Consider the following 21,350-nt stretch of genomic DNA (forward strand, 5'->3'; position numbering starts at 1 on the left):
GGCATAGACGAGTGAAGTATCAACAATTAGTACTCGTATGTTGCGCTAGACTCCATTCATAGTCTTCCGTTAACGTTCATTCCTTCCGATAAACGGAAGGAATGATTTACACAAGAGGAACAGAGTAGCAAGTTGTCTCATAGGAACAAAATACAGAACTGGCTATTATCCATTAAGCTAAATGGGTGCGTTGCTGGAAAAAGAGTAATAGGAGAATTATAAACAGGAAGCTCTAACTCATTGCGTCTGGAGAGAGCGCTATTTGCTACCGGCTTCCCATCTTAGATTCCAGTTATAATGCTGATCCAATTCCTGGTGCCCGCCGAAATATTCTACGAGTCTCTCCACGCTGAATGTATCATCATTCTGATTACGAATCATGGCGATGGCACACATACCCTTATTGTTGTTATGCTCATCCAGCCGGACCTCGATCTCCGGTCCGCTCTGCTGCTTGATGGTTACAACAGCGTCAGCCTCCGACCAGTTCGTGATTCCCTCATAGATGAAAGCAAAGATAACAATTCTGCTGATTTCGGAAAGATAATGGCCATTAATCCGCAGATTCTCGCCCGTGGCAATGGATCCGGTGCGGTCATCCCCGTCTAGGGAGATATAAGGTGGTCTGTTCAAGCTTCCGAAGGATTCACCGAGTGCTTGGACAGAGCCTTTAATGCCATTTTTTAATTCAAACAGACAACCAAGGTCAAGGTCGATACCTTTACTTCCGAACCAGCCCGATGATTTTTTTTGATACCAGTTGAGATTGATCAGTATCTCGCCCAGGGATTCAGTCCCTTTCTGGAGATTGATCATCTCCCCGCGTTTCTTAAGCAAGATGGTATTGAGATCTAGAGGAGGGGCTGGAGGGGATGCTGGTGAAGAGGGGGGCAAATTGCCCGCCTTAGGCCGTGACCGCAGCTCTGGGAGAGGAAAGGGTGACTGCTGCGATTGAATTACTGGGCTAGAGGGTAGAACTGACGGCACTATGTTATTAACCTTTATTCCATAACTTTCGCATAAGGCAGCTAAGCCTCCTGCATATCCGGAACCCACAGCGCTGAATTTCCATTCATTATTGTATCTATAGATTTCTCCGGCGACAATGGCGGTCTCTACAGAAAAAGCTTTACCTAGCCTGTAGCGGATAAGTTCCGTTCCATCAGCGGCGTTGATAATCCGTAAATACGCATCGTCCAGTAGCGAGAAGTTTTGCTGCCGCTTTTCACCCTCATAAATCGTTAGCGCAAATGCAATCCGTTCGTAGTCCGTAGGAATTTGCCGGAGCTCAACAGCGATTTGGGTGTTGTCGGTTAACCCCGCGTAGGCTCTTTTATCGGACAGCAATACAGCTACGGATTGGTTCGAAGTAGAAGGGTTGCCATAAAAAATAAGATCCTCATCTTTAGAGACTGTCTGGGCCGGCGTAAGCAAAAAAGCAGAAAAATCAACCTCAACCTCAGATCTGGTATTGTGCCAGCCCATTCCTACTATAATACGGGTAAGTAGAGGCTCGTCTTTCGTTAAATTACATTTTTGTCCCTTTATTAGATCAAATGTCATTAGAATCAGCCTTTCAAAAAATTAGTAGCGCTGGATCAATACCTGAAGTAGGTTAGAATCTGCCACGTCTTCCGGCGTCGAGATTCGGACCGTTCAGACTGGATAGCTTCTCCAAGGAATGTTCGTAAATACGTACAATATCCTGCACCTTTTGGAACTCCGGATCCGAAGGACCCAGATTGTCCATGAACATACGCTGCAGGATTTCCTTATAAAATGAAATGCGGCTTCCGATAAGCCCACACTCGTAATCAATGACCTCTTCAACCGTGTGCTGCTCAACAAATTCCATCATGTCATCGGCCGGGCTATCGTGTGATTCCCGCTCATTGCGTGCAGCAATCGGAGTGTTAACATTCTCGAGGTTAACGGTAGAACGTATATCGGAAAAGAGAATACTTTCTTTCGCCAGCATTACCTGAAAAGGCTTGTGCTTGAACAACTCTTGTACGACAAGAGCGCACATCGTCTGATTCCCCAGCAGCATACCATCAAAAGGGTGAAGAACCCATCCCCTGTCATCCCGATACAGGCTGAACGTGAAGTATTCACCTCCATATTCATATTTCAGATTGATAGCAGTCTCTGAAGTAAGCTCATATTGAAATGCATCCATTATTCTACTTGCGCCTCCTGCTTCTTCGTTCTGTGTGATTATATTAGCATAGCAGAATATGGGGAATCTTGGGAGAGCGGATTTTCCCCTTTATTATTTACAACGGATTTAGTAATTTGGTAATGTATAAAAGTACATGTACATCCCAATGGGGAGGAGGATACGTGATGGGCAAAAAAAGCCCGAAAGTCAAAGTTCATTTGGATTCTGGAGATATTCGCACTCTGGCGGACCAAGAGATCAAAGCCATCCTTCGTGCTGCTGATGAACTAATTATGACTGGAGGGAGGAACCTGCTCGCCAAAATTCTGAAAGGCTCTAAAGACAAGAGTGTCCTAAAGCATGAGCTTCAGCTATCCCCCGTCTATGGCTATTATCATGATTTGAATCTGGAAGATATTATGTACCGAATAGACTGGATGATTCGTAAGGGATACCTGGAAATCGAATATAGCGACAGATTGCCGTTGATAGTTTTTTCGGAAAAAGGGTGGGCTATAGAACGTGAGACATATGCTGGGAGTTGCTGCTCAAGCTTGGCTCATTGCTGGACGGGCATGACTATTCTTATGTAGAAACGCTTAAGGATCGCAATCGCGGAATGATCCTTCTACTGATTGAGAAGATCAAAGGGACAGGCAATGCCCGTTTTGTACCACTGCTTAGAACCTGGCAAGCCATAGAATACAAGAAGGTGCAGGCAGAACTCCAAAGTGCCGTACAGTATTTGCTAAAAGAAGGCCAGATTAAGTGATGTGCCAGCGTATGCTGGTGGAGCGCCGACTTTGATACATTTAGGAGAGCAAACATGACAATAAATGATCAAGCTAAATTGTTTAAAGTGACCTTAAGCGATTGGAACGGGACAGTTCGTGGACGGCCTTTTCGTAAAATTGCAATTGCTGCTGGGTCTTCCTTATATGATCTTGCGGTAGTTACTATCGAATCCTTTGATTTTGATCTGGACCATGGTTTTGGGTTCTATGACAATATCAAAAACTGGACGCGCTCTGAAAAGGGCTATGAGTTGTTTGCTGATATCGGGGAGAAGATGAAGTTCCCCGGTTTGAAGGGGGCAAAAATCAGTAAAGTTTTCCATACTCCAAAACAAAAGCTGCTGCTCTTATTCGACTATGGCGATGAATGGCATTTTATCGTCCAGTATATTGGAGATACAAAGTTGAAGCCAGGCCAGAAACTGCCCCTGATTATGGAGACTAAAGGTGAAGCACCTGATCAATATGGCGGCTTTGAAGATGAGGATGAAACTCAGGCACATGACAGAGCGGAAGAACCTGAGCGGGAAGAACGCATTGTAATGGAAATTATTGTAGATGCGTATGACGAGGAAGAAAAAGCAATGGGTTGGTACTATTATCTAAAGGACAAGATTCACTTTCCCTTTTTGGCAAAATGTAATCAGACTTTGGATAAATCGCCACTCAAAAGTGGTGAACAAGTTACCGTTATACAAATGGCGCCTGAGAGCGAATGTTTGGACGGCATGTGGGTTCAAGTAGAATGGCAGAATCGTAAATTTGCAGTACCTTTGGTTCAACTGCAGCCGATTGAGCCGGATGAAGATACTACAGAGGCAATTGAAGATTGGGTATATTGGACGGGTATGGGCTATCAATTTTAAGTTTTGTATCTGTGGACATTTGCTTGGAAGATGATAACGAATAGAATTTTCAGAGGATTTGGCTAATTTGAAGAAGGCACTTCGGACTGTATCGCTCCTATTTTCTATATTTGGTGCATTTAGCCGAGCTACCGGACTGTACCGCACTTATTGCTTCCCAACCTCGTGTATTTAACATGAATCACACTAAATAGCTGCACCTGAGTCCGATAGCTTGGCGAAACATAGCTTTTTTTCACAATAAGAGCACCTCGGTCCGTTGCAACTGGCCCGGCTCCTCCATCAGTACCACGGACAAAGTTCTTAGGCGTTCAAACCATACTCTCTTTATAAACCAAAAATCTGAACAATGTTCACACCCTAAGATGTACGTACGATTGCGCTGCAGGCCGCGTCCGACATCCAATGACTGCTGTTCGAAGTGCCTGCGCCACGTTTAACCGATATGCTGAATGCCTACCCCACAGAACTTATTATCGTATTGACAATGCCTGTATTTATTGCGCTGAGAAAAATAGAATTGGAAGAATATAAATGTTTTCTAGCCTTACAGTAATATGATCCAGCAGGAGTCAAACCGCTAGCCGGGCACCCCACCCGCATTCTCATAAATATTCATGACCACCTGCTGGATCGGCAGTTCCTTGACCGAAATGTCGGAGAACCGGTGCTTCCTGGAGATTTCTTCAATAAAATCGCTGATTGAAATAAGTGCCGTATCCACTTCAAGCGTAATTTGAAAGTCTGACGGGCGCTCGACCACCTTGGTGTAGGCATTGTCGAAGATGGTTTTGTGCACAGACTCTGCAAAAGTAAAACTGACCCGTTTCTTATCCCCCAGAAAAAGCTTCAGCTGCTGAAGCGATTCATCAAAAACCTTTTCCCCGTGGTTAATGACAATGACCCGGTGGGCAAGCTCCTCCACATCCTCAAGATCATGGGTGGTCAGAATACACGTCATATTATGCTTCTTGTTCATCTGGTGAATGAATTCGCGGATTTTGACCTTGGCGATCACATCAAGCCCGATGGTCGGCTCATCCAGAAACAAAACCTCCGGCCGGTGCAGCATAGCCATGACGAATTCGCATTTCATTCGTTCGCCAAGGGACAGCACTCGTGTGGGCTTTTCGATCACATGTGCAATATCCAGCATCCCCGTCAGCTCTTCCAGACGGCGTTTAAAGTCCTGATTGGCGATTCCGTAGATTGCCTTGTTCATGTTGAAGCTGTCGATTGGCGGAATATCCCAGATCAATTGGGATTTCTGACCGAATACGGCTCCGATTTTGCCGACATAGCGCTTCCTGTCCCGGGCAGGCGAATAACCAAGAACTTGAATTTCACCGCTTGTGGGAAACAGCGCACCGCAGAGCATTTTGATCGCCGTTGATTTCCCCGCCCCATTGGGACCCAGAATACCGCAGATTTCTCCCTGCCCAATGGCAAAGCTGATATCGTTGACGGCGTTGACCACGACCTCTTCGCGCTGGAAGAAGCTCTTAAAGGTCTGGCCCATACCTGTGCCCCGCTTATAGGTTTTGTACGTTTTAGTCAAATGCTTCACATCGATAACCGGCATCATCCGCCTACCCCCTCGTACAATCTGATCATATGCCGGTAAATCCATACTCCTGCCGCCAGAAATAAAAAGCAGGACAGAACAGCAGCGAAATCGCTGGCATGCACCCGTCCTAGAAGAGCGGAAGCAGGGAAGAAGCCTACCATTCCCACAGGAATTATCATCGTGGCCAAAGCTTGGACAGCCTTCGGAAATATGGGCAGCGGATATTTTCCAATGTGCAGCACACTGTCAGCAAGTTCGGAAATTCTCGAGTTGCCCACCCATTTGAAGGACATAGCGGCCATCATTAGAGATAATCCTGCCAGGACCGCCGTCCCTGCGATAAACATCCCGGCAAATTGGAGCCAGAATAGGACCGGAATGGTGCCGACATGCATAGCGGAGAATATGAATAGCGAAACCCCGCCCAGAAACAGGCCAACACTTTCGGTAGAAAATGTTGTGGCAACAATAAAAAACAGCGGATTCAGCGGTTTCATAAGAATAACCTCGAAGCTTCCCTCACGGACATGCGACATTGTGGTCCAGAGAACGCCGCCGAAAATAAGGCTAGAAAGGCCGCTGGACATGGTGAATACAGACTGGATCAACAACACCTCGAACAAGCTCCAACCGGGAAAGCTGGTGCCCGCCCGGTAAATAAGCAGGGTCACCAGCGGAAACAGAATGTTGCCGGCCAGGGTGATCAGACTGCTGATAATGAAATTCATACGATAGGCCACAGCCGACTGCAAAGCAGAATACATGCACTGCCTGTAAATATCCAGATACCGTTTCATGTAAAAAACTGTCCTTTCATGGGGGCATTCACGCGCCGACAGCAGTAAACTGCTTCATGGCCAGACGGCGAACAAGCTCGTTTAATCCGAACGTAACTAACAAGGCCGCCGCCTGTATGCCCACGGCTTGCTCAATGGAAAGCTCAACGCCTCCAAGGGAGTAATGGCCGGTAAAAACCATTGCAGGCAGGTAGGCCATGTACTGGAACGGCAGGAAGAACTGGATCACCTGAAGCCAGTGCGGAAAAAAATCAAGCGGAATAAGCGCACCCGAAAAAATACCCGACACCAGCATAAAAGCGCTTCGTATTCCAGCTGACTGGACAAGCCAAAATGAAGTCAGGCCGATCATGTAGTTCACATAAAAAATCATTAGAAAGGCAAGTAGCACGGACAGAAACATCCATGGAAAGCTTGCCGGCCGCATATCAACTCCAAAAATAAAAATGAAGATCAAAAGGCAGGGTAAAAATTCAAATAGCAATCCGAGAGACCGATGCCCGATTTTTTGAAACAAAGCGAAAGAACGGTGATGAATCGGGCGCAAATGAAAGGTAAGGAATTTACCGGTGCGCACAAGCATGGATAAGTTCCAATCGGCAAAATCCATGACCAGGTAACCGATAAGCGCAGTAGCGCCGAAATAGCGGATCATTTGGGGGAGTCCGATACCGCCGAGCGAAGCATGATCTCCATATACCGCCGTCCAGATAAAATATTGCACCATAAAATATACAGGACCGACGATAATCGACACCATGGAATGAGTGCGGTAGGCACTCCACTCTTTGTAGGTTACCTCCGCCACCGTTCGGCAAATAAGCCATTTGCGTTGCAGGCTATTCATCAGGTGAGTCCAGACCAAATGATATTAGTTACATTAAATAGGCCCTCTGCGTACCAATTATCACCGGTAAAAGGCACAAACCATACAGCGGTAAGCTGCTCTGTAGGGTCGATGGCCATGCAGCAGGCTCCAGCGCCTTCGTGAAAATAGCTGGTTGGAGAGTAGAGGAAGGCGGGGCCTCTCCTCATATCTAGTCCAATGCCATAGCTCCGGTCTTTGACATCGTTATCCCAGCAATAATCGGGAACCCCGTACAGGGTGCGGGTCGTGATCTTCTCAACCGCTTTGCGGCCGACGATACGGGTATCGCCCAGTGTTCCCATGCCCAGGAGCATGTTGGCGAACCGGATGAGGTCGGCTGGCGTAGAGGCCAGGCCTCCGCCGGTGCTGGAGACTGTATCCCACAGCTTTTCCTCTGGAGAGACTTCAGGCTGATTACCGTTAATTAGATCGTTCAGCCGCTTCTCATGTCTCTCGTTTCTTATAATGGCGCGTCCGGCTAGCTCCGGAGTCAGTTCCCACACGGTATCCTTCATGCCAAGAGGCTTCAAGATTTGCCCTTCTATGTACTGCTCAGCAGTTATGCCAGTCACTTTTTTGATGATTTCTCCGAGCAGGCAGAAGCCGAATGAGCAGTACTGCCATTCCTCGCCGACTTTTTTATTGACCCCGCAGCTCAGCGCGGCTGTGATCCAGTCCGGATCACCACTCTCAGGGTTATACTTTTCGAAATATTCACCGATTAATTGCCAATAAGATTTATGATAGGGAATTAAGCTGCCCGCACAGTCGGGAAACAGGCCCGAGGTATGGGTCAGAAGGCTGTAGATATCGATTTTGTTAAAAGGGTCCACGTTAAACTGCTCCAGAAACGCGCTGACAGGAAGGTCAAACCGGAGAATCCCGTCCTCAACAAGCTTGGCCATTGCTACTGAGGTAACGGCTTTGGTAATGGATGCGATATTATGAACGGTTGTCGGTAAAAGCGGCTCGGCCCTGTCTTCCCGGAACGAAAGCGGTCCCATAGCACCGTGCATAAATGTCTTTCCATACCTTGAGACGCAGTAAGCTGCGGCCTGGATCTTATTTTGATCAATCAGGTTCTGGAAGTGGTTGTGCAAAACCCCGATTCTCGAAGTATCATAACCTACCTCTGCCGGTGAACAGTCGGTAATGCCTGGCGTAAACAGCATACATATATGCCTCCTTGAAATTATTAGCACCATGCAAGGGTACCTAATCTATCTAAGCGCTTTCACAGGAACTCGCCTGTTCGTGCCGCTCTGCATGGTAATAGCTTTCAGCACGATACCACTTAAGTATATTTCCAGAGTATGGATGTTACAACGGCAAATTTGAATATAACCAAACTTACCCGGGTGATATGTTGTGTAAGAATCTTGTTAGAGGATGATATTTACATAGAAGAAAAAGATTGCAAAAATGACGTATAAAAAGGTATAAATATATATGTGACTTGTCCGGTAGAGATGCCGTTTCATTGCTGGATCGAAAGCTTTTTGACAACATTTTTAGATTTTTTGATGACTGATTAAAAAATTGAGCAACAGCGGTCGATAAACATCATATACGAATAATGCAATATTCATGTTCACTCGATTTGCATGCAGTCTAATAGAATTCTAACAAAAGAGAGGGCTGGCTGTGGACGGAAAATCAAATGCTTCTGCCTTGCCGCGTAACACATTGCTGAATGGCGTCTATCAGATCAAAAAAGTAATATCTCGCAGTGAGCTTGGAATCGTCTATTTAGGAAGGGAAAAGGAGACGGGGAAACCTGTCGCAATTAAGGAGTTTTATCCGGCGGTGCTGGCCCGGCGAAAAGCTGATAAGCGTACGGTTGAAATTCGATTGGGGAATAGCCTGGACAAATATGATGAGCTTCTGCATTCGTTTATGCAGGAGGCGGAGCTTCTTTCTGAATTGAAGCATCCTCATCTTCTGAAGTATCTTGCTCATCTGGAAGCTAACGGGACAGGATATATTATTATGGAATACTGCCAGGGAACATCTCTGGATAAGTGGCTGAGTGCACGTGGAGCGGTTGACCGCGCGTTATTCATCAATCATACCCTGCTGCCGTTGGTGGAGACGCTGGAATACATACATACTCAAGGCATTATTCACCGGGATATCAAGCCCTCCAATATTATGATTATGGAGGATGGCACTCCGAAGCTAATTGATTTTGGGTCTGCTGTCCGTCTTCCGCTTAAGGAAGGGGAGAAGCAGACAATCTTTACATCAGCATGCTACTCTCCCTTGGAGCTTTACTCTGAATTGTCACCTCATAATGAGATGTCTGATATATTCAGTCTAGCTGCGCTATTACATTACTGCTTCTGTGGTGAAGCACCTGCCGATGTGAAGCTGCGCTTGTTCGATGAACAAATTCCTGCGGTTAGGACCAAGAATCCGGAAGTCAGCCGCTGGCTGTCGCGAACAGTTCATTGGGGCCTGGCCATGCGGCAGGAACAACGTTGCCCGTCACTCGCCAAGTTCAGGAGGGCACTGCAAGTTCAGTCTTTTCTATGGAAGTGGAAAGGTACAGCAGTACTTGGGAAGGCGGCGATGGATCTGTCGTCCGGAAAGAAATAGGACAACCTCTAAAGGTTGTCCCATGCGGTAACCGGTAGTGATCCTGACTTGAGGGTCACTTTTCTTTTGCCTGGAAGCAGCATTCGCAAGTCCCCCGGTTATTCTCCACAGCTTATATAGCTTCCGAATCCCTCTGCTGGCCTACATAAATATTAGTTTTTGGCTTAATGGCCTTATAACGAATCTCAATCTCCGTCAGACCATCTTCGAACGTAATATAGAGCCGGTCATTGTATTCAAGCACTTCCTGCTTGCCACGCTCCACAGGGGTTCGCCCATGTACGACGGTGCATCGGGAATCATGCCGGACGATCAAGGTTTCATTCTTGCCGGCCTTGAACCAGATATTCCCCGCTTCCGGAACATGTTCCCGGATCTCCATCATGTTAAGCAACTCAGCCAGATTCATCCTGCGCTGTTGAAACGAGGTCATCGGCCAGTGGGTCACAGGAATATCCGTACCGCTTGCAGTACTTAGGAAATAACCCTCCAGTCTGCCGCGAAATACTGGCTTTGGTCGCAGCACGAACCAGTAAAGCAGTCCGATAGCAATCAGCAACAGTACGGAAAGTACGCCAATGCGCAGCATCTTTTCTACCATGGAAGTGATATGCACAGGGATTCGGGCGGTTACTTTGGCGCCTTCATCATCAGTGGCTGTTACTGAAAGATAGGACTTTCCTGTATGCAGCGAAGACAATAAGAGTTGTCCATCTTTGATGTCTGCTTGAGCCAGGCTCCGATCTCCTTGTTCTGTATCCACGGTATAAGTAAGCGAATCCTTATTGGGATCTTCGAAGTAGCTGGTTAATTCAAGCTTAACAGCTCCGTCATCCTTGGACAAATCAATGGATTTATTCAAAGCGACCGGCGGCAGATTGTTAATCTCGATGACTGCAGTCTTGCCTTCTCTGTAGAAATCCGAACCGTCTACACGGATATGGTATTGGTATGTATTTGATTTAGGAAATATGTAGGTGCCCTGAAAGCCGCTTCCCGTATTGGTTAGTGGAATCCGTTCAACTTTGCCTTCTTTGGGTGTTACGATCAGTTCTGCTTTTAGCCGATTGTAAATATCGGTATCCTGTACTTTAGAACCGTCGTTTATTCCGTATAGTGCAGCCTCGAAGACAGTGGCTTGTCCTTTGAGGGCTTTTTGTCCGCCGGATATGGCGGCTTCGGCACGCATATTGTAATTGCCAAGCAGATTGACTTTGACAAGATCACCGGCATGTCCGCGGAATTTCAGCACGAAATTGCCTTTAACCGGCTTGACGATTTTCATCAGCGAGTATTTATCCGATTGGATGAAGCTTACATTGCTTGATTTGTAATAGAGCTGGGCCTCCGTTACCGGATGCTCCGACAGCATGATAATATTGGCGTCAGCCATGCTGGAATTGGGAATCTCCACGGTGATTTCCTGAAGGGAGCCATTTGCTGTAACGGCTGCTACGGACGTAAGTACGGATTGAATCTGACTGGCAAAGATCTGGTTAAATATTTCAGGCAAATCGTCTGCACTTCCGGTAATAAAAGAGGTACCGCCCGTTTCACTTGAGATCCGCTCCAATTCACTTGAATTAACCTTGCCTCCATAATTAAGGCCGACGGTGTAAATCGGGTATCCTGACTTTCGGGCCATGTTAATGACTTTATCCACATCATTTGCAGAATCAGCAAAAGTCCGTTTACCGGAGCTGTTCCCAATGTCCGTCTCTCCGTCGGAGAGAAGAATGAGGAAGGGTTGTCTGCCGTTTGCCCGGGATTTCTCAAGCAGTTCCGCGCCGCGCCGTAGTCCAAGGCCAAGATCCGTGTAGCCGGTCCGCTTCAAGCTGTCGATCTTGCTCCGTAATTGCTGTCGCGCGCCGGAAGACGTAATATCCGTGAGCGGGACAGAAGAAGTAATCCGGTCGTTGTAGGCCACGAAGCCCAGCCTGGTTTTTTGCCCCCCGCTCATATCCATGAACATGCGGATAACTTCATCGGCTATCCGGTCCTTGTCCGTCTGATTCATGGAGTAGCTGACATCCAGTACAAACATGGCATCCAGACCTCCTGCCGAAGCGGAAGCGGTAGAGTTCTTGCCGGATGATGCGTAGCTGGAAGTCCCGCCGTTCCCTGCCAAGCAACCTGAAATCAGTATCATCACTACTACAATTTTCCTGAGTGATCTAAAGTACATAAGCTGCGGAATCCCCCCTTGTATCTGTTTAGGCCTAAAGTTATTGATGCAGCTCCATAAAATGCTGGGATAAGGTTATCATCGGTAGCTCTTTGAGGGAAAATAAGGAAAAATTATAAAATAGTCCTTTTAGTCTAGTTAGTAATAAAAATGATTAAATGGAACTATATGCCTTTATATTGACAAAAATTATCTTTACTGGTTAAGATGGGTCCCATGAATCTAAAAATTATCGCATCAAATGGCAGTATTTAGTCGAATGGTGTAACCAAAGACTCACGAATGCATGCCGGGTAACAGAAAATAATGGAGGGGGGAAGGCATCCTCATGAGCCTTTTTTAACATGGGATGCTGCCTGAATGGACATTATCAATCAAACGAACCGAACCTTGCTTTTTGAGGAAATCAACCCGGAAAAGCTCGATTTGATCACCATCGTCGGGGATGTAAAAGGTATCGACAGCTTGAGTGACGATAAGATCAAAGAGATTAATGAGCATCTTCTTGTGAACAATTTTGATGAGTTCCTCGACAAGTTTTCACCAAGCATTTACTCCTTTTTTAATGCGGCGAACCAGAAAGTAATGTACACACTGAAGAAGCCTGAAGGCATTCCGGATGATACCATTTCGGAGATTAAGATTGATCAGAGCAATGACTTCCTGCGAATGTTGTTCACGCTGATCGATACGAAAAGAAGCCAAGGGATTACGAATGTTGATTTCAAATTTGAAAATTTGCTGGACATGATCTCTCCAAAGAAGGTTATGGATGATATCCGCCAGGTCCGCAAAGAGATTCACTACATGTACGGCCAGTATGACAAGCTGGATGACGGAGATCCCAAAAAACTGGATGTCGGCGATAAACTGAATATTATGTTCGAGGAAGCCAGCCGCAACTATAACAATGTCATGGCTATGCTGCCACTGGCGATTGAGGATATCAAGACTCGGCTGCTGCTCGGCCGGGCGCAGGAAGATACATCTTCCGAATTGATTCAAGTAGGCCAGCTTACCATCGGCGAGAGCGGTGAACTGAAGATCATCGAGGCTCCCAAGAGTGACAGTACCGACTTGATGCTTCTGGATGAAAGCACAAATACAGACCTCACACAGGTATTTGCTGAAGATTACGGCTCTTTGTCCGAATCTCCGTCTACTTATGTGCAGGACCTGGTAGTACGCACATTCTGTCCGCTTCCGGCCGTCCGGGCTGAAGTCAATGCCGCACTGGAAGTACAGAATTACAATACATACCTGGAATTCTACAAGAATGCCAAAGATGATTTCGTCAAGACGGTTAAGCCGCTAGTGGAAAAAATACTGGGTGTTAAGATGTTCTTCGACCAGTATGCGGTTAAAAACAAAGGCATGCAGCCTTCGATGCTGATTGCCAACAGCAAGCTGGATATGCTCGTGAAGAGCAGCAATATCCCGCGGCTGGAGACATATTTGAATACAGTGAACTCGAAAAATGAATTTTCCGATACGATCTGGTTCGGGATTGTTCCTTCCGTTGAGTTAGAGACAACCGGCAAGGTCAAAGTTAGCCGAGAACGTTTTCGCGGAAACGACAAAGTGATCAAGCAGGATGGCAACAGCATGGAATCACTTACAATGCTGCTGCAAGTGATCAAGGACTACAAGGTGCAGTTGTTCTTCAGTTTCGAGTCCGGCGAGGAAACTACGTTCAGCAGTATGGCTACTGCCGGAATCGACAAGTACATTGACAAATGTGCAGGATTGACACGGAAGGAATACAGTGAATTTGCGATCCCGAGTGCACCGAATTTCACGGTGATTCCTAAGGAGAAATCCGGTGTTATCATTGACAGCAGAATGCTGCAGACCGAGAACGGTGTGGAACTGTCCAAGGATAAAGAAGACATTCTGAAGTTATGGATCGAAGGCGTATATATTGGAGCCGCTTACGTTGCCGCTGGTATTGTAGCTGCTTATCAATGTCCTGAATATCTGAGAAGCAACTTTAAGAATGTAAACAGGGAATTTCCGGGGGTACGTTTCGATATCGAAGCGGGAGACAACAGTCTGCGCTCCGTAACAACGATGACCAAAGAAATCTCGGGGTTCACGAATACAATCAAGGACTCCATTAACCGCAAGAACTTCGGATTTATTTTCTCCTCTGAGAACGCACAGCTTCAGGATACGGATATCAAACGGATTACCGTATATAAATCGAGAAGTATGGCTATGTCAGAGGACGGATATGATTCCATTTACAAAACACAGGTGAGTACCTATATCGAACGTTTCCTGCGCTTCCAGACCGGAGATTTCAAGCATGAGAACATAGTGAAGTTCTTCAGCAACAATCCGAGCAGTCAGAAGAGCCGCTGGTTGGGCAAACGCGGATCGGTTAACTCGATCATTCAAGAAGGCGATGATATGAGCTATATTATCGACGAGAAGAGCAACCTGTGCCATATAGATCTGATCTTCAACGGCAATGTGAAGAATCTTGAGGTCATGATAACCAAGGGAACCAGCGCTGTTAAGGCTTAATCATTCATATAACAACGATAAAAGATTATATTACAGAACTTATTAAGGTATCAGAGGCTTGTTCATCCGAGCTAGCCTTTATACATATTTCAACACTATTTTTCGAGGAGGTTTTTTATTTATGGGTTTTATTTTAAAAGTTGAAGGTGCAGAAACAATCGAACTGGGAATGGACAATATTCGTTCTGTTGTGTACGACACGGACACTCCGGATGATTCAAACGCAAGATCGACCGATGTTGGAGCAACCCTGCGCATCACTGGTAAAATTATCACGGCTACTGACGGCGATAATGCAGATGACACCATCAAGCTGGCGCTCTGGTCTATTGTTCCTGCTGAAAAAGCGGACTGCTACCGCAAAGTAACGCTTGAAGTTATTGCAGCAGACCAAGTAGTGCGCAAGATCCATTTCCCTAACGCATTCGTTGTGGATTACACAGAACGTTACGGGGACACCGAAGGTGTTGGTGAGTTCACACTGTACATCAAACAAAAGAAAGACAAAACCGAACTTACCAAAATCGATGGCGGATTTTCGGCCTAATATTAGGTAATCGGACTGGGACATCGGGCTGGCTGTGTCTGCCTGATGTTCAGAACATTAAGGGGCCTTTATGCGCCTCTTAATGTTTATTTATCTCTAAATCGTAACGGGAAGCGGTGAGGCGATTGACAGATTATTATGAAGTGCTTGGTATTGCCCCAAATGCATCATCCGCCGAAGTGAAGCAAGCTTACCGGAAGCTGGCCAAAAAGTATCATCCCGATACGAACGGAGGAGATCCGCAGGCCGCCGAGCGGTTTAAGCAGGTTCATGAGGCCTATAAGGTATTAGGTAATGAAGAGTCAAGGACGGCCTACCAGTCGCAGTCGCAGTCGCGTACAACCCGAGCGTCCGGAGAGCCATCGGAGAAGCCATCCGCAGGCAAGGAGCGGGTCAGTTTTGATCCGGGGAATATGGAAGAGCAGTTCGAACGTTTTTTTGGTTTCCAGCAGAAAAAGCAGAGTGACCGGAATATCCCCAAACACTCTGAGCCAGCAAAAAGTATGGAAGCATCAGAGCTGTTCGAGCGTTATTTTGGAATCCGAAAGAAGTGATCCGGCAGTCATTCTGGGGCGTAGCCCGGTAAGGCGGAGGTTATGGGAGTGAAACAAGGAAGGTCGATCTGGACCCTGGTGCTGGATCTATTGATAACAGCCATCTCGGCTGTAATATTCTATTACATATTTGTGGTTGCAAAGGTTAGGGGGGCACAGGTGGTTGCGGCAGCAATCCTTTTGTTGTCAGTAGTCCTAATTGCAGTCAGAACAAGACCCAAGAAGATCAAGGTGCAGAATAAGGTCAAACCCGGCAGCAAGGTTGTAAAGCTGGTGCTGCTGAGTGAAGACGGTGAAAGTGTTAAGGAATGGTACATAGAAGGCGAGACAAGTGTTCTGATCGGCAAAAGCTCAAGGCACGGCGAAGCGGATATAGATCTGTCAGATACACCTTATGCTTCTCTGATCAGCGCCCAGCATGCAGTGCTGAACAAAGCATCCGGCAAATGGTACATAGAGGATATTGAATCCTCCAGCGGTGTCGGTATACGGAAAAGCAATCAGAGCAAAGCGGTTAAATTGGAAATCGAGGAACCCAGCCTGCTTGAGGCGGGGGACTTAATTTATATTGCCAACACGAGGATTCTGGTGAAATGAACAACACATGCGGGGGTATGAGAGCGAATGAGTCTGACAAGATGCGCTAACGGACATATGTTCAGCACAAGAAGACACGGCAACACGTGTCCTTACTGTAATCTTACCGTGGAGAGTCCGGCTCCGTCCGGCAGCAAGGGAGCAGCCATTGCTATGGCGTCCCGTCCTTCCGAAGATGACAGAACGATGCCGTATTTGGGAGAGGCTACCGGAATTGAACCGGTGACGGGTTGGCTGGTTTGTATTGAAGGGGCACAAATGGGACAGGACTACCGGATTATGGCGGAGAAGAATTTTATCGGCCGCTCGGAAGAGATGCATGTGCGCATTCTGGGTGACAATACGATCTCCAGACGCAATCATGCGGTGATTGTCTATGATCCGAAGAAACGCAATTTCTACTTGCTGCCCGGTGATGCTTCCGGACTTGCCTATCACAATAACGAGGCGGTATATTCCCCGGTAGAGTTGGCTGCTTATGATGTCATTCAGCTGGGACGCAGCAAGTTTATTTTTGTTCCCCTGTGCGGTGTTCACTTTGAATGGGAGCAGCAGCAATGAATACGCTGAAGCAACTGCTGGATGATAGTGCATTGACCCCATACTGGATGATTGTTGTCTGGATATTGCTGATCTGGCCACTGATTATGTTCAGGCATCGTATTCAAAAGATGCCGAAGGCTGGCACCGGCTCCGGGGACGGAATCGGGAACGGCCAGACGATCGGTGCGCGTGAGGAGCAGGATGACTATTTTGCGACGGTCAATATGCCTTTCGGATTGCTAGCTGTGCTTGCTGATGGAATCAGCGGTTTAAGCGGGGGAAGGGTGGCCAGTACGGCGGCCGTCCATACTTTTGTTAAAGAATTTCGGGAACTGGAGCGCTTCCCCGATCCGCCGGAATTCTTCGGTGATGCGGCAATGAACGCCAATGGAGAGATCATGAACCAGTTGCACGGAGTGCAGGGGGGGACCACGCTGGTTGCGGCGCTGATCCGCAGTAGTCTGCTCTACTGGGGGGCGGTAGGGGACAGCCTGTTGTTCGTATACCGCGGCGGTATTCTGATTCCGGTTAACCATAAGCATACGCTGGAGAACACGCTGCAGGAACAGTATCTGTCCGGTGAGATTACCGAGTCAGAGGCGCTAGGCAATCCGCAGCGCAAGACTCTGGTCAATTATTTGGGGTCCGAGAATTTCAGGAGCATGGAGCTGGCAGAAGAACCTTTTCAGCTGTATAAGGGGGACAAGATTATGCTGTGCAGCGACGGGGTGTACAACACGCTCACGGAAATGGAAATGGAGACGATACTGTCCCGGCCGCTGTCACCCTATGATGCTGCTCAGGCCATGATTGATTTGATAGAGGAGAAAAGGCTTGTACACCAGGATAACGCTACAGTCATTATTGTGGAGAGGCGTTGGTAGAACAGGAGATGTCCCGCCGGGTACATAGCATAAATCATCAATACGGGAAATGGGGATACGCATGAGGAAGGAGAACAGCGATTTTTTAATGAGTTTCGTCTCCGAATCGGGTTCTTTTATGACTAACCGGGATTTTTTCGGGTGCGTTGAGCTGGAGGATAAGGCCTGTTATATCATTGCCGATGGATTGGATTCAGATGAAGAGGCTCACAGTGCCGAAATGATTGTGCAGACGATTCTGGAGAGCTTTTTGGAGAAACCCACCCTCTCCCGGCGGCGTTTGACTGATTACATCCGGATTGCCCATGAGTGGCTGCATTATGAGAGCCGAAGAGTCCGTCTGAAGGCCAGTATACTAATTGTGGTGACGGATTATACGAAGATGGTATGGGCATCAGCCGGGAATGCGAGACTTTATCATTTTCGTGGGGAGCGCCTGATCTTGAAAAGCCGGGACCACAGCCTTGCCCAGCAGATGGCAGACGAAGGACAAATTGCCGAGGACAAGATCGATACGAATGATGAGCGTGGCAATCTGCTGCAATATGCCGGGATGCCGGGCAAGCTGAAGCCTTATGTCTCCGGGAAGATTCCGCTGGCAGATGGCGATGTGCTGGTGATGTGCACCTCCGGTTTGTGGCAGGCTGTCGAGGACGCGGAGATGATTGATTCTGTTCAGGCGGCGAATGACCCGGTCATGCTGGCGGATACGCTTGAGGAAGTGATGCTCAGCAAACAGCGGATGCGGATAGATAATTATACGGCAGCATGTATCTACGCTAATAAGACCTATCAGGAAGAGCCGAAGAACCGCAAGAAGTGGATCAAACGCATTCTTATTATTCTATTAACAGTGCTTCTGGTAGGTGGCGCCGGGATCTTCTATAAGGTCAAAAGTGCGGCTAAGAAGGCCGAATTAGCTGCCGATATGCTCCAGTACGAACAGAGTGCTGACGTGTATGTTACAGAGCAGGAGTATGGCAAGGCAGTATCCGACTATAGTCTGGGCCGCAACAACTCGATCAAGCTCAAGGACCGGCTTCATAAAAAGCTGCTGACAGACAAAATGGCGGCTGCGCAAAAGCTGGTTGACGGCGAAGCCCACCTCAAGGAGGGGGATATTGTAAAAGCCAAAGCGAGCTATACCAAAGCGCTGGAACTTTCGGAGCCGTACAGTATCTTCAAGCGGCAGGCGATTGAAGACAGACTGGGACAGATGACCGCCTTCCAGAAGGTACAGGACTGGCTTCGGGAAGCAGATCTCAAATTCCAGAACGGAGACTCCAGCGGCGCCATTACGCTGTACCTGCGGGCGCGATCCTCCGCCACGGAGAACGCTTATAAAGAGGCTCTTGCCGAAATTACAACCAAGCTGGAAACGGCGGAAGCCAAAAAATCGGATGTGGAGCGGCAAGTAAGTCAGCTCCAGGCCGATAAGCTGGAAGCCAAGGGCGACCGTTACAATGAAGCCGCTGATTACAGCGGGGCGCTCGATGCTTACGCAGCAGCACAAGAGGTCTATCAGAGTATTGATATGCTGGAACGGGTACTGGCAATGGAGCGCAAGATCTCCAAGCTGGAAGAGAAATTGAACCCGCCTGTACCTGCTGTAGACCCGAATGCTGCCGGAGCTGCAGACCTTACGGGAAGTATGGATTTGCCTCTGGTGACTCCAGATGAAAGTACGGATAACAACGGAAGTATCACAGGAAATTCAACTAATAATGAAGCTGGTAAGGGTTTAGAGGAAAGTTCCGCAAAAGGTGCAGCGAGCACAGAACCGGGCAGCGGCGTAGATGCCGCGCTGCCGAAAGAGGAAACGGTCCAGAAATCTGCTGAAGAGGAGGTGCAGCCATGAAAGATATCATTCGTGACCGTCTGAACAAGATGGAGGATCTGGAGCAGCGCCGGATGCTGAAGGATGTAATGACCGGTTTATTTCTGAATTTGGTGGAATATCAGGAGACGCTGAACCGGCAAATTGAGGAGCGCGTCTTCAATGAACTGGAGCCGGAGGAGGTGCGGCATGATGTGTATGCGTCACTCTGTCCCCGCGAAGAGCTTGATCCACTGCATGAATTCCTGTACCCCATGGTCCCAGGCGATTCAGAGCCGCAGTTTATCAATCTGGCTGAAGTAGCGGCTGCCCTATCGAAGCAGGAGGAAATGAAGTTATGTACGCTGTTCCTTCAGTGCGATACCTCACAGATTCGCTCTCTTACCCGGAGCAAGCGCCAGTTCAAGGGTGAGATGATCACCAGCGGAGGGCGGTATGAGATAACAGTCCGGCTGAAGCAGAGCTCAATGTACACCGAACGCATTGAAGAACTGTACCGGATATTCCGTAAAAACAGCCTGCCGTGGAAAACAGTCCACATCCCTTATGCCTACAAATTTATGGACTGCATCCTGATATCCTGCGGTTCGGAGTGGGACAACCAGGAGACGGTGAAGCAGATTTCCATACAGTTGGAGGAATTGGAACCGTATAAACATATGAATCTGGTGCCGATCTGGAATATTCAGAGAATGGAGATGAAGATCGGCGGCTTTCCCGTTCCGGCGGCTGACCGGGTGAACTACGAGCATGTGCTGCCGCTAAGAAGAACAGGCACAGAACACGGATATCTTGTAGATGGCGAGGAAGCAAATATCCGTTATATTAAACGCTCGGAGGAAGAGATTACAGTTGTATCTCCGCTGGATAAATCGGATTCCTGGACCATGCTGAAGGTGACGAGGCCGATGAATTCTGGAATTGGCCGGATGCATTATCCACTTTTGTCGAACCGCAGACAAGAAGGGTATATCGGCAGATATGTCCGGCAGGCCGGCAGTCCGGTTCGATCCAAGGGGGGCATTGCCCGTTTGACCGGGGCATTTGAAGTTTCGCGGGAGGTAGAACTGGAGGATGTCAAGATTCTGCCGCCGGGACAGGAGATTCCGCTGACTTATGAACTGAACAGCTTCGTCAGCGACCAGGTCCGCGTACAGACGGATAAGTACCGGATGCGCCTTCTGTTCAGAGCTGTGGCCAGGGATCGATCACTTGCCGGATCCTATCTAAGTGACGATGTGCTCAGCTTCCTCGTCTCTGAAGTTCAACTGGTCTTTCCGGAGTACCGCTGTGAAGGAGCCTGGATATGAACTATATTTGGGATCTGCTGGTTCGGTCGGGGCGGGCGGGAATGAAGAGGAGCGACATTCACTTTGTTCCGGCGAAGGTGTATTCACCTTATATGGAGCTGAGCCATGCCGATCTCAATGCGGCTGCTGTGGAGCAGGAGGTTGAGGTGAACCCGTACTATCGTTTTTACGATATTTTCAGAGACTTGTTCGACCCTAATAACACTGAGGATTCCGAACTGCGTGAGACTTTATTCGATCTGATCATTCATTTCCTGGCTGAACTGGACCTGATGCAGGGGATGAACAAACGGGAATATCAAATCCGCTTCACACTGCGGGAAATGCAGGAGGGAGTCTTCGGAGAACGGATCCGGCAGCGGCTGAAGCTGTTTGGACGGGAAGAGCAGGAAGTCATCGCCGGGCATGTTCTGCGGCTGTTCGATACCGGCGAAGCGGTGCATCTTCTGCGGGAGCTGCTGGTCCGGATGTTCCCGCGTTCCACATTGTATGCAAATTGTGAGGATAAGGACGAATTGCTGCTCTATATCGGTGAGGAAGAGCGCCCGGAGACAAGGGAGAAGCTGGAACTGATTTTGGAGCTTTTTTTACCGGTACGCTTCGAAACGGAGATTTACTGGAAACGCCATTTCGGCATTATCGACGTGGATCACACGATGGTTCAGGATTGCATTGCCTTGTATTAAAGAAGCAAGAAGAGAGGGCAGATTCAG

The 21,350-nt window shown here is 47.9% G+C and carries 20 protein-coding genes; 13 read left to right on the top strand and 7 right to left on the bottom strand.

Features of this window, described 5'->3' with window-relative positions; all coding sequences use genetic code 11:
• Positions 1 to 258 precede the first annotated feature (258 nt).
• Together ACQ76X_RS22515 and ACQ76X_RS22520 are read right to left on the bottom strand one after the other, a co-directional pair.
• Positions 259 to 1,563, bottom strand: coding sequence for a TerD family protein (locus ACQ76X_RS22515; protein ID WP_438495998.1), 1,305 nt, complete (start codon positions 1,561 to 1,563; stop codon positions 259 to 261).
• A gap of 52 nt (positions 1,564 to 1,615) precedes the next feature.
• A complete protein-coding gene (locus ACQ76X_RS22520) occupies positions 1,616 to 2,179 on the bottom strand; it encodes a hypothetical protein (protein WP_342439362.1) in 564 nt (187 codons plus the stop codon).
• Positions 2,180 to 2,346: 167 nt separating this feature from the next.
• On the opposite strand from ACQ76X_RS22520, the gene ACQ76X_RS22525 reads away from it, so the two are divergent.
• From ACQ76X_RS22525 to ACQ76X_RS22535, 3 genes are read left to right on the top strand one after another with little or no spacing between them, the layout of a single operon-like run.
• Positions 2,347 to 2,754, top strand: coding sequence for an RQC-minor-1 family DNA-binding protein (locus ACQ76X_RS22525; RefSeq protein ID WP_438495999.1), 408 nt, complete (start codon positions 2,347 to 2,349; stop codon positions 2,752 to 2,754).
• 26 nt (positions 2,755 to 2,780) lie between these two features.
• Complete coding sequence (locus ACQ76X_RS22530; protein ID WP_438496000.1) at positions 2,781 to 2,933, top strand: hypothetical protein; 153 nt, start codon at positions 2,781 to 2,783, stop codon at positions 2,931 to 2,933.
• 54 nt (positions 2,934 to 2,987) lie between these two features.
• Positions 2,988 to 3,821 carry a calcium-binding protein gene (locus ACQ76X_RS22535; RefSeq protein ID WP_438496001.1) on the top strand — a complete coding sequence of 278 codons (834 nt, stop codon included), beginning with the start codon at positions 2,988 to 2,990 and terminating at the stop codon, positions 3,819 to 3,821.
• A gap of 580 nt (positions 3,822 to 4,401) precedes the next feature.
• On the opposite strand, the gene ACQ76X_RS22540 is transcribed toward ACQ76X_RS22535, so the two are convergent.
• The 4 genes from ACQ76X_RS22540 to ACQ76X_RS22555 are packed head-to-tail and all read right to left on the bottom strand — an operon-like array spanning position 4,402 to position 8,225.
• On the bottom strand, positions 4,402 to 5,406 hold the full coding sequence (locus tag ACQ76X_RS22540; protein WP_438496002.1) for an ABC transporter ATP-binding protein: 1,005 nt from the start codon (positions 5,404 to 5,406) through the stop codon (positions 4,402 to 4,404).
• Positions 5,403 to 6,185 (bottom strand): ABC transporter permease, encoded by a 783-nt coding sequence (locus ACQ76X_RS22545; protein ID WP_438496003.1) that lies wholly within the window; start codon positions 6,183 to 6,185, stop codon positions 5,403 to 5,405. The genes ACQ76X_RS22540 and ACQ76X_RS22545 overlap by 4 nt, the downstream gene beginning before the upstream one ends.
• A gap of 28 nt (positions 6,186 to 6,213) precedes the next feature.
• Positions 6,214 to 7,032, bottom strand: coding sequence for an ABC transporter permease (locus ACQ76X_RS22550; protein ID WP_438496004.1), 819 nt, complete (start codon positions 7,030 to 7,032; stop codon positions 6,214 to 6,216).
• The gene (locus ACQ76X_RS22555) at positions 7,032 to 8,225 is read right to left on the bottom strand and encodes a serine hydrolase domain-containing protein (RefSeq protein ID WP_438496005.1); all 1,194 of its coding nucleotides are present in this window, start codon (positions 8,223 to 8,225) and stop codon (positions 7,032 to 7,034) included. Before ACQ76X_RS22555 ends, ACQ76X_RS22550 begins: the two co-directional genes overlap by 1 nt.
• A gap of 472 nt (positions 8,226 to 8,697) precedes the next feature.
• Between ACQ76X_RS22555 and ACQ76X_RS22560 the strand changes: the two genes are divergently transcribed.
• A complete protein-coding gene (locus tag ACQ76X_RS22560; protein ID WP_341378047.1) occupies positions 8,698 to 9,651 on the top strand; it encodes a serine/threonine protein kinase in 954 nt (317 codons plus the stop codon).
• Positions 9,652 to 9,763: 112 nt separating this feature from the next.
• On the opposite strand, the gene ACQ76X_RS22565 is transcribed toward ACQ76X_RS22560, so the two are convergent.
• Positions 9,764 to 11,800, bottom strand: coding sequence for a vWA domain-containing protein (locus ACQ76X_RS22565; RefSeq protein WP_438496024.1), 2,037 nt, complete (start codon positions 11,798 to 11,800; stop codon positions 9,764 to 9,766).
• A 396-nt stretch (positions 11,801 to 12,196) separates the two neighbouring features.
• On the opposite strand from ACQ76X_RS22565, the gene ACQ76X_RS22570 reads away from it, so the two are divergent.
• The 9 genes from ACQ76X_RS22570 (at position 12,197) to ACQ76X_RS22610 (ending at position 21,323) form a co-directional block, all read left to right on the top strand.
• Positions 12,197 to 14,365, top strand: coding sequence for a transcriptional regulator (locus tag ACQ76X_RS22570; protein WP_438496006.1), 2,169 nt, complete (start codon positions 12,197 to 12,199; stop codon positions 14,363 to 14,365).
• Positions 14,366 to 14,486: 121 nt separating this feature from the next.
• Positions 14,487 to 14,912, top strand: a complete 426-nt coding sequence (locus ACQ76X_RS22575; protein WP_038589056.1) for a hypothetical protein — start codon at positions 14,487 to 14,489, stop codon at positions 14,910 to 14,912.
• A gap of 125 nt (positions 14,913 to 15,037) precedes the next feature.
• Entirely contained in the window at positions 15,038 to 15,466 is a 429-nt protein-coding gene (locus ACQ76X_RS22580) for a DnaJ domain-containing protein (protein ID WP_438496007.1), read from the top strand.
• Between the two features lie 48 nt (positions 15,467 to 15,514).
• Complete coding sequence (locus ACQ76X_RS22585) at positions 15,515 to 16,063, top strand: FHA domain-containing protein (protein ID WP_438496008.1); 549 nt, start codon at positions 15,515 to 15,517, stop codon at positions 16,061 to 16,063.
• Between the two features lie 27 nt (positions 16,064 to 16,090).
• Complete coding sequence (locus tag ACQ76X_RS22590; RefSeq protein ID WP_038589064.1) at positions 16,091 to 16,624, top strand: FHA domain-containing protein; 534 nt, start codon at positions 16,091 to 16,093, stop codon at positions 16,622 to 16,624.
• Positions 16,621 to 17,490 carry a PP2C family protein-serine/threonine phosphatase gene (locus ACQ76X_RS22595; RefSeq protein WP_438496009.1) on the top strand — a complete coding sequence of 290 codons (870 nt, stop codon included), beginning with the start codon at positions 16,621 to 16,623 and terminating at the stop codon, positions 17,488 to 17,490. The genes ACQ76X_RS22590 and ACQ76X_RS22595 overlap by 4 nt, the downstream gene beginning before the upstream one ends.
• A 61-nt stretch (positions 17,491 to 17,551) precedes the next feature.
• Positions 17,552 to 19,348 (top strand): PP2C family protein-serine/threonine phosphatase, encoded by a 1,797-nt coding sequence (locus tag ACQ76X_RS22600; protein ID WP_438496010.1) that lies wholly within the window; start codon positions 17,552 to 17,554, stop codon positions 19,346 to 19,348.
• Positions 19,345 to 20,637, top strand: coding sequence for a normocyte-binding protein (locus ACQ76X_RS22605; RefSeq protein WP_438496011.1), 1,293 nt, complete (start codon positions 19,345 to 19,347; stop codon positions 20,635 to 20,637). The genes ACQ76X_RS22600 and ACQ76X_RS22605 overlap by 4 nt, the downstream gene beginning before the upstream one ends.
• Positions 20,634 to 21,323, top strand: coding sequence for an iron-dependent peroxidase (locus tag ACQ76X_RS22610; protein ID WP_438496012.1), 690 nt, complete (start codon positions 20,634 to 20,636; stop codon positions 21,321 to 21,323). The genes ACQ76X_RS22605 and ACQ76X_RS22610 overlap by 4 nt, the downstream gene beginning before the upstream one ends.
• Positions 21,324 to 21,350: the final 27 nt, after the last annotated feature.

This window comes from Paenibacillus sp. IHBB 3054 (genome assembly GCF_051594305.1).
Classification (GTDB): domain Bacteria; phylum Bacillota; class Bacilli; order Paenibacillales; family Paenibacillaceae; genus Paenibacillus_AQ.

Coding starts and splice junctions, on each gene's coding strand:
- ACQ76X_RS22565 (WP_438496024.1), bottom strand. CDS start 11,800: ATGATACTGATTTCAGGTTGCTTGGCAGGGAACGGCGGGACTTCCAGC.
- ACQ76X_RS22555 (WP_438496005.1), bottom strand. CDS start 8,225: ATGCTGTTTACGCCAGGCATTACCGACTGTTCACCGGCAGAGGTAGGT.
- ACQ76X_RS22575 (WP_038589056.1), top strand. CDS start 14,487: ATGGGTTTTATTTTAAAAGTTGAAGGTGCAGAAACAATCGAACTGGGA.
- ACQ76X_RS22525 (WP_438495999.1), top strand. CDS start 2,347: ATGGGCAAAAAAAGCCCGAAAGTCAAAGTTCATTTGGATTCTGGAGAT.
- ACQ76X_RS22590 (WP_038589064.1), top strand. CDS start 16,091: ATGAGTCTGACAAGATGCGCTAACGGACATATGTTCAGCACAAGAAGA.
- ACQ76X_RS22570 (WP_438496006.1), top strand. CDS start 12,197: ATGGACATTATCAATCAAACGAACCGAACCTTGCTTTTTGAGGAAATC.
- ACQ76X_RS22515 (WP_438495998.1), bottom strand. CDS start 1,563: ATGACATTTGATCTAATAAAGGGACAAAAATGTAATTTAACGAAAGAC.
- ACQ76X_RS22535 (WP_438496001.1), top strand. CDS start 2,988: ATGACAATAAATGATCAAGCTAAATTGTTTAAAGTGACCTTAAGCGAT.
- ACQ76X_RS22595 (WP_438496009.1), top strand. CDS start 16,621: ATGAATACGCTGAAGCAACTGCTGGATGATAGTGCATTGACCCCATAC.
- ACQ76X_RS22545 (WP_438496003.1), bottom strand. CDS start 6,185: ATGAAACGGTATCTGGATATTTACAGGCAGTGCATGTATTCTGCTTTG.
- ACQ76X_RS22605 (WP_438496011.1), top strand. CDS start 19,345: ATGAAAGATATCATTCGTGACCGTCTGAACAAGATGGAGGATCTGGAG.
- ACQ76X_RS22520 (WP_342439362.1), bottom strand. CDS start 2,179: ATGGATGCATTTCAATATGAGCTTACTTCAGAGACTGCTATCAATCTG.
- ACQ76X_RS22540 (WP_438496002.1), bottom strand. CDS start 5,406: ATGATGCCGGTTATCGATGTGAAGCATTTGACTAAAACGTACAAAACC.
- ACQ76X_RS22600 (WP_438496010.1), top strand. CDS start 17,552: ATGAGGAAGGAGAACAGCGATTTTTTAATGAGTTTCGTCTCCGAATCG.
- ACQ76X_RS22530 (WP_438496000.1), top strand. CDS start 2,781: ATGATCCTTCTACTGATTGAGAAGATCAAAGGGACAGGCAATGCCCGT.
- ACQ76X_RS22610 (WP_438496012.1), top strand. CDS start 20,634: ATGAACTATATTTGGGATCTGCTGGTTCGGTCGGGGCGGGCGGGAATG.
- ACQ76X_RS22550 (WP_438496004.1), bottom strand. CDS start 7,032: ATGAATAGCCTGCAACGCAAATGGCTTATTTGCCGAACGGTGGCGGAG.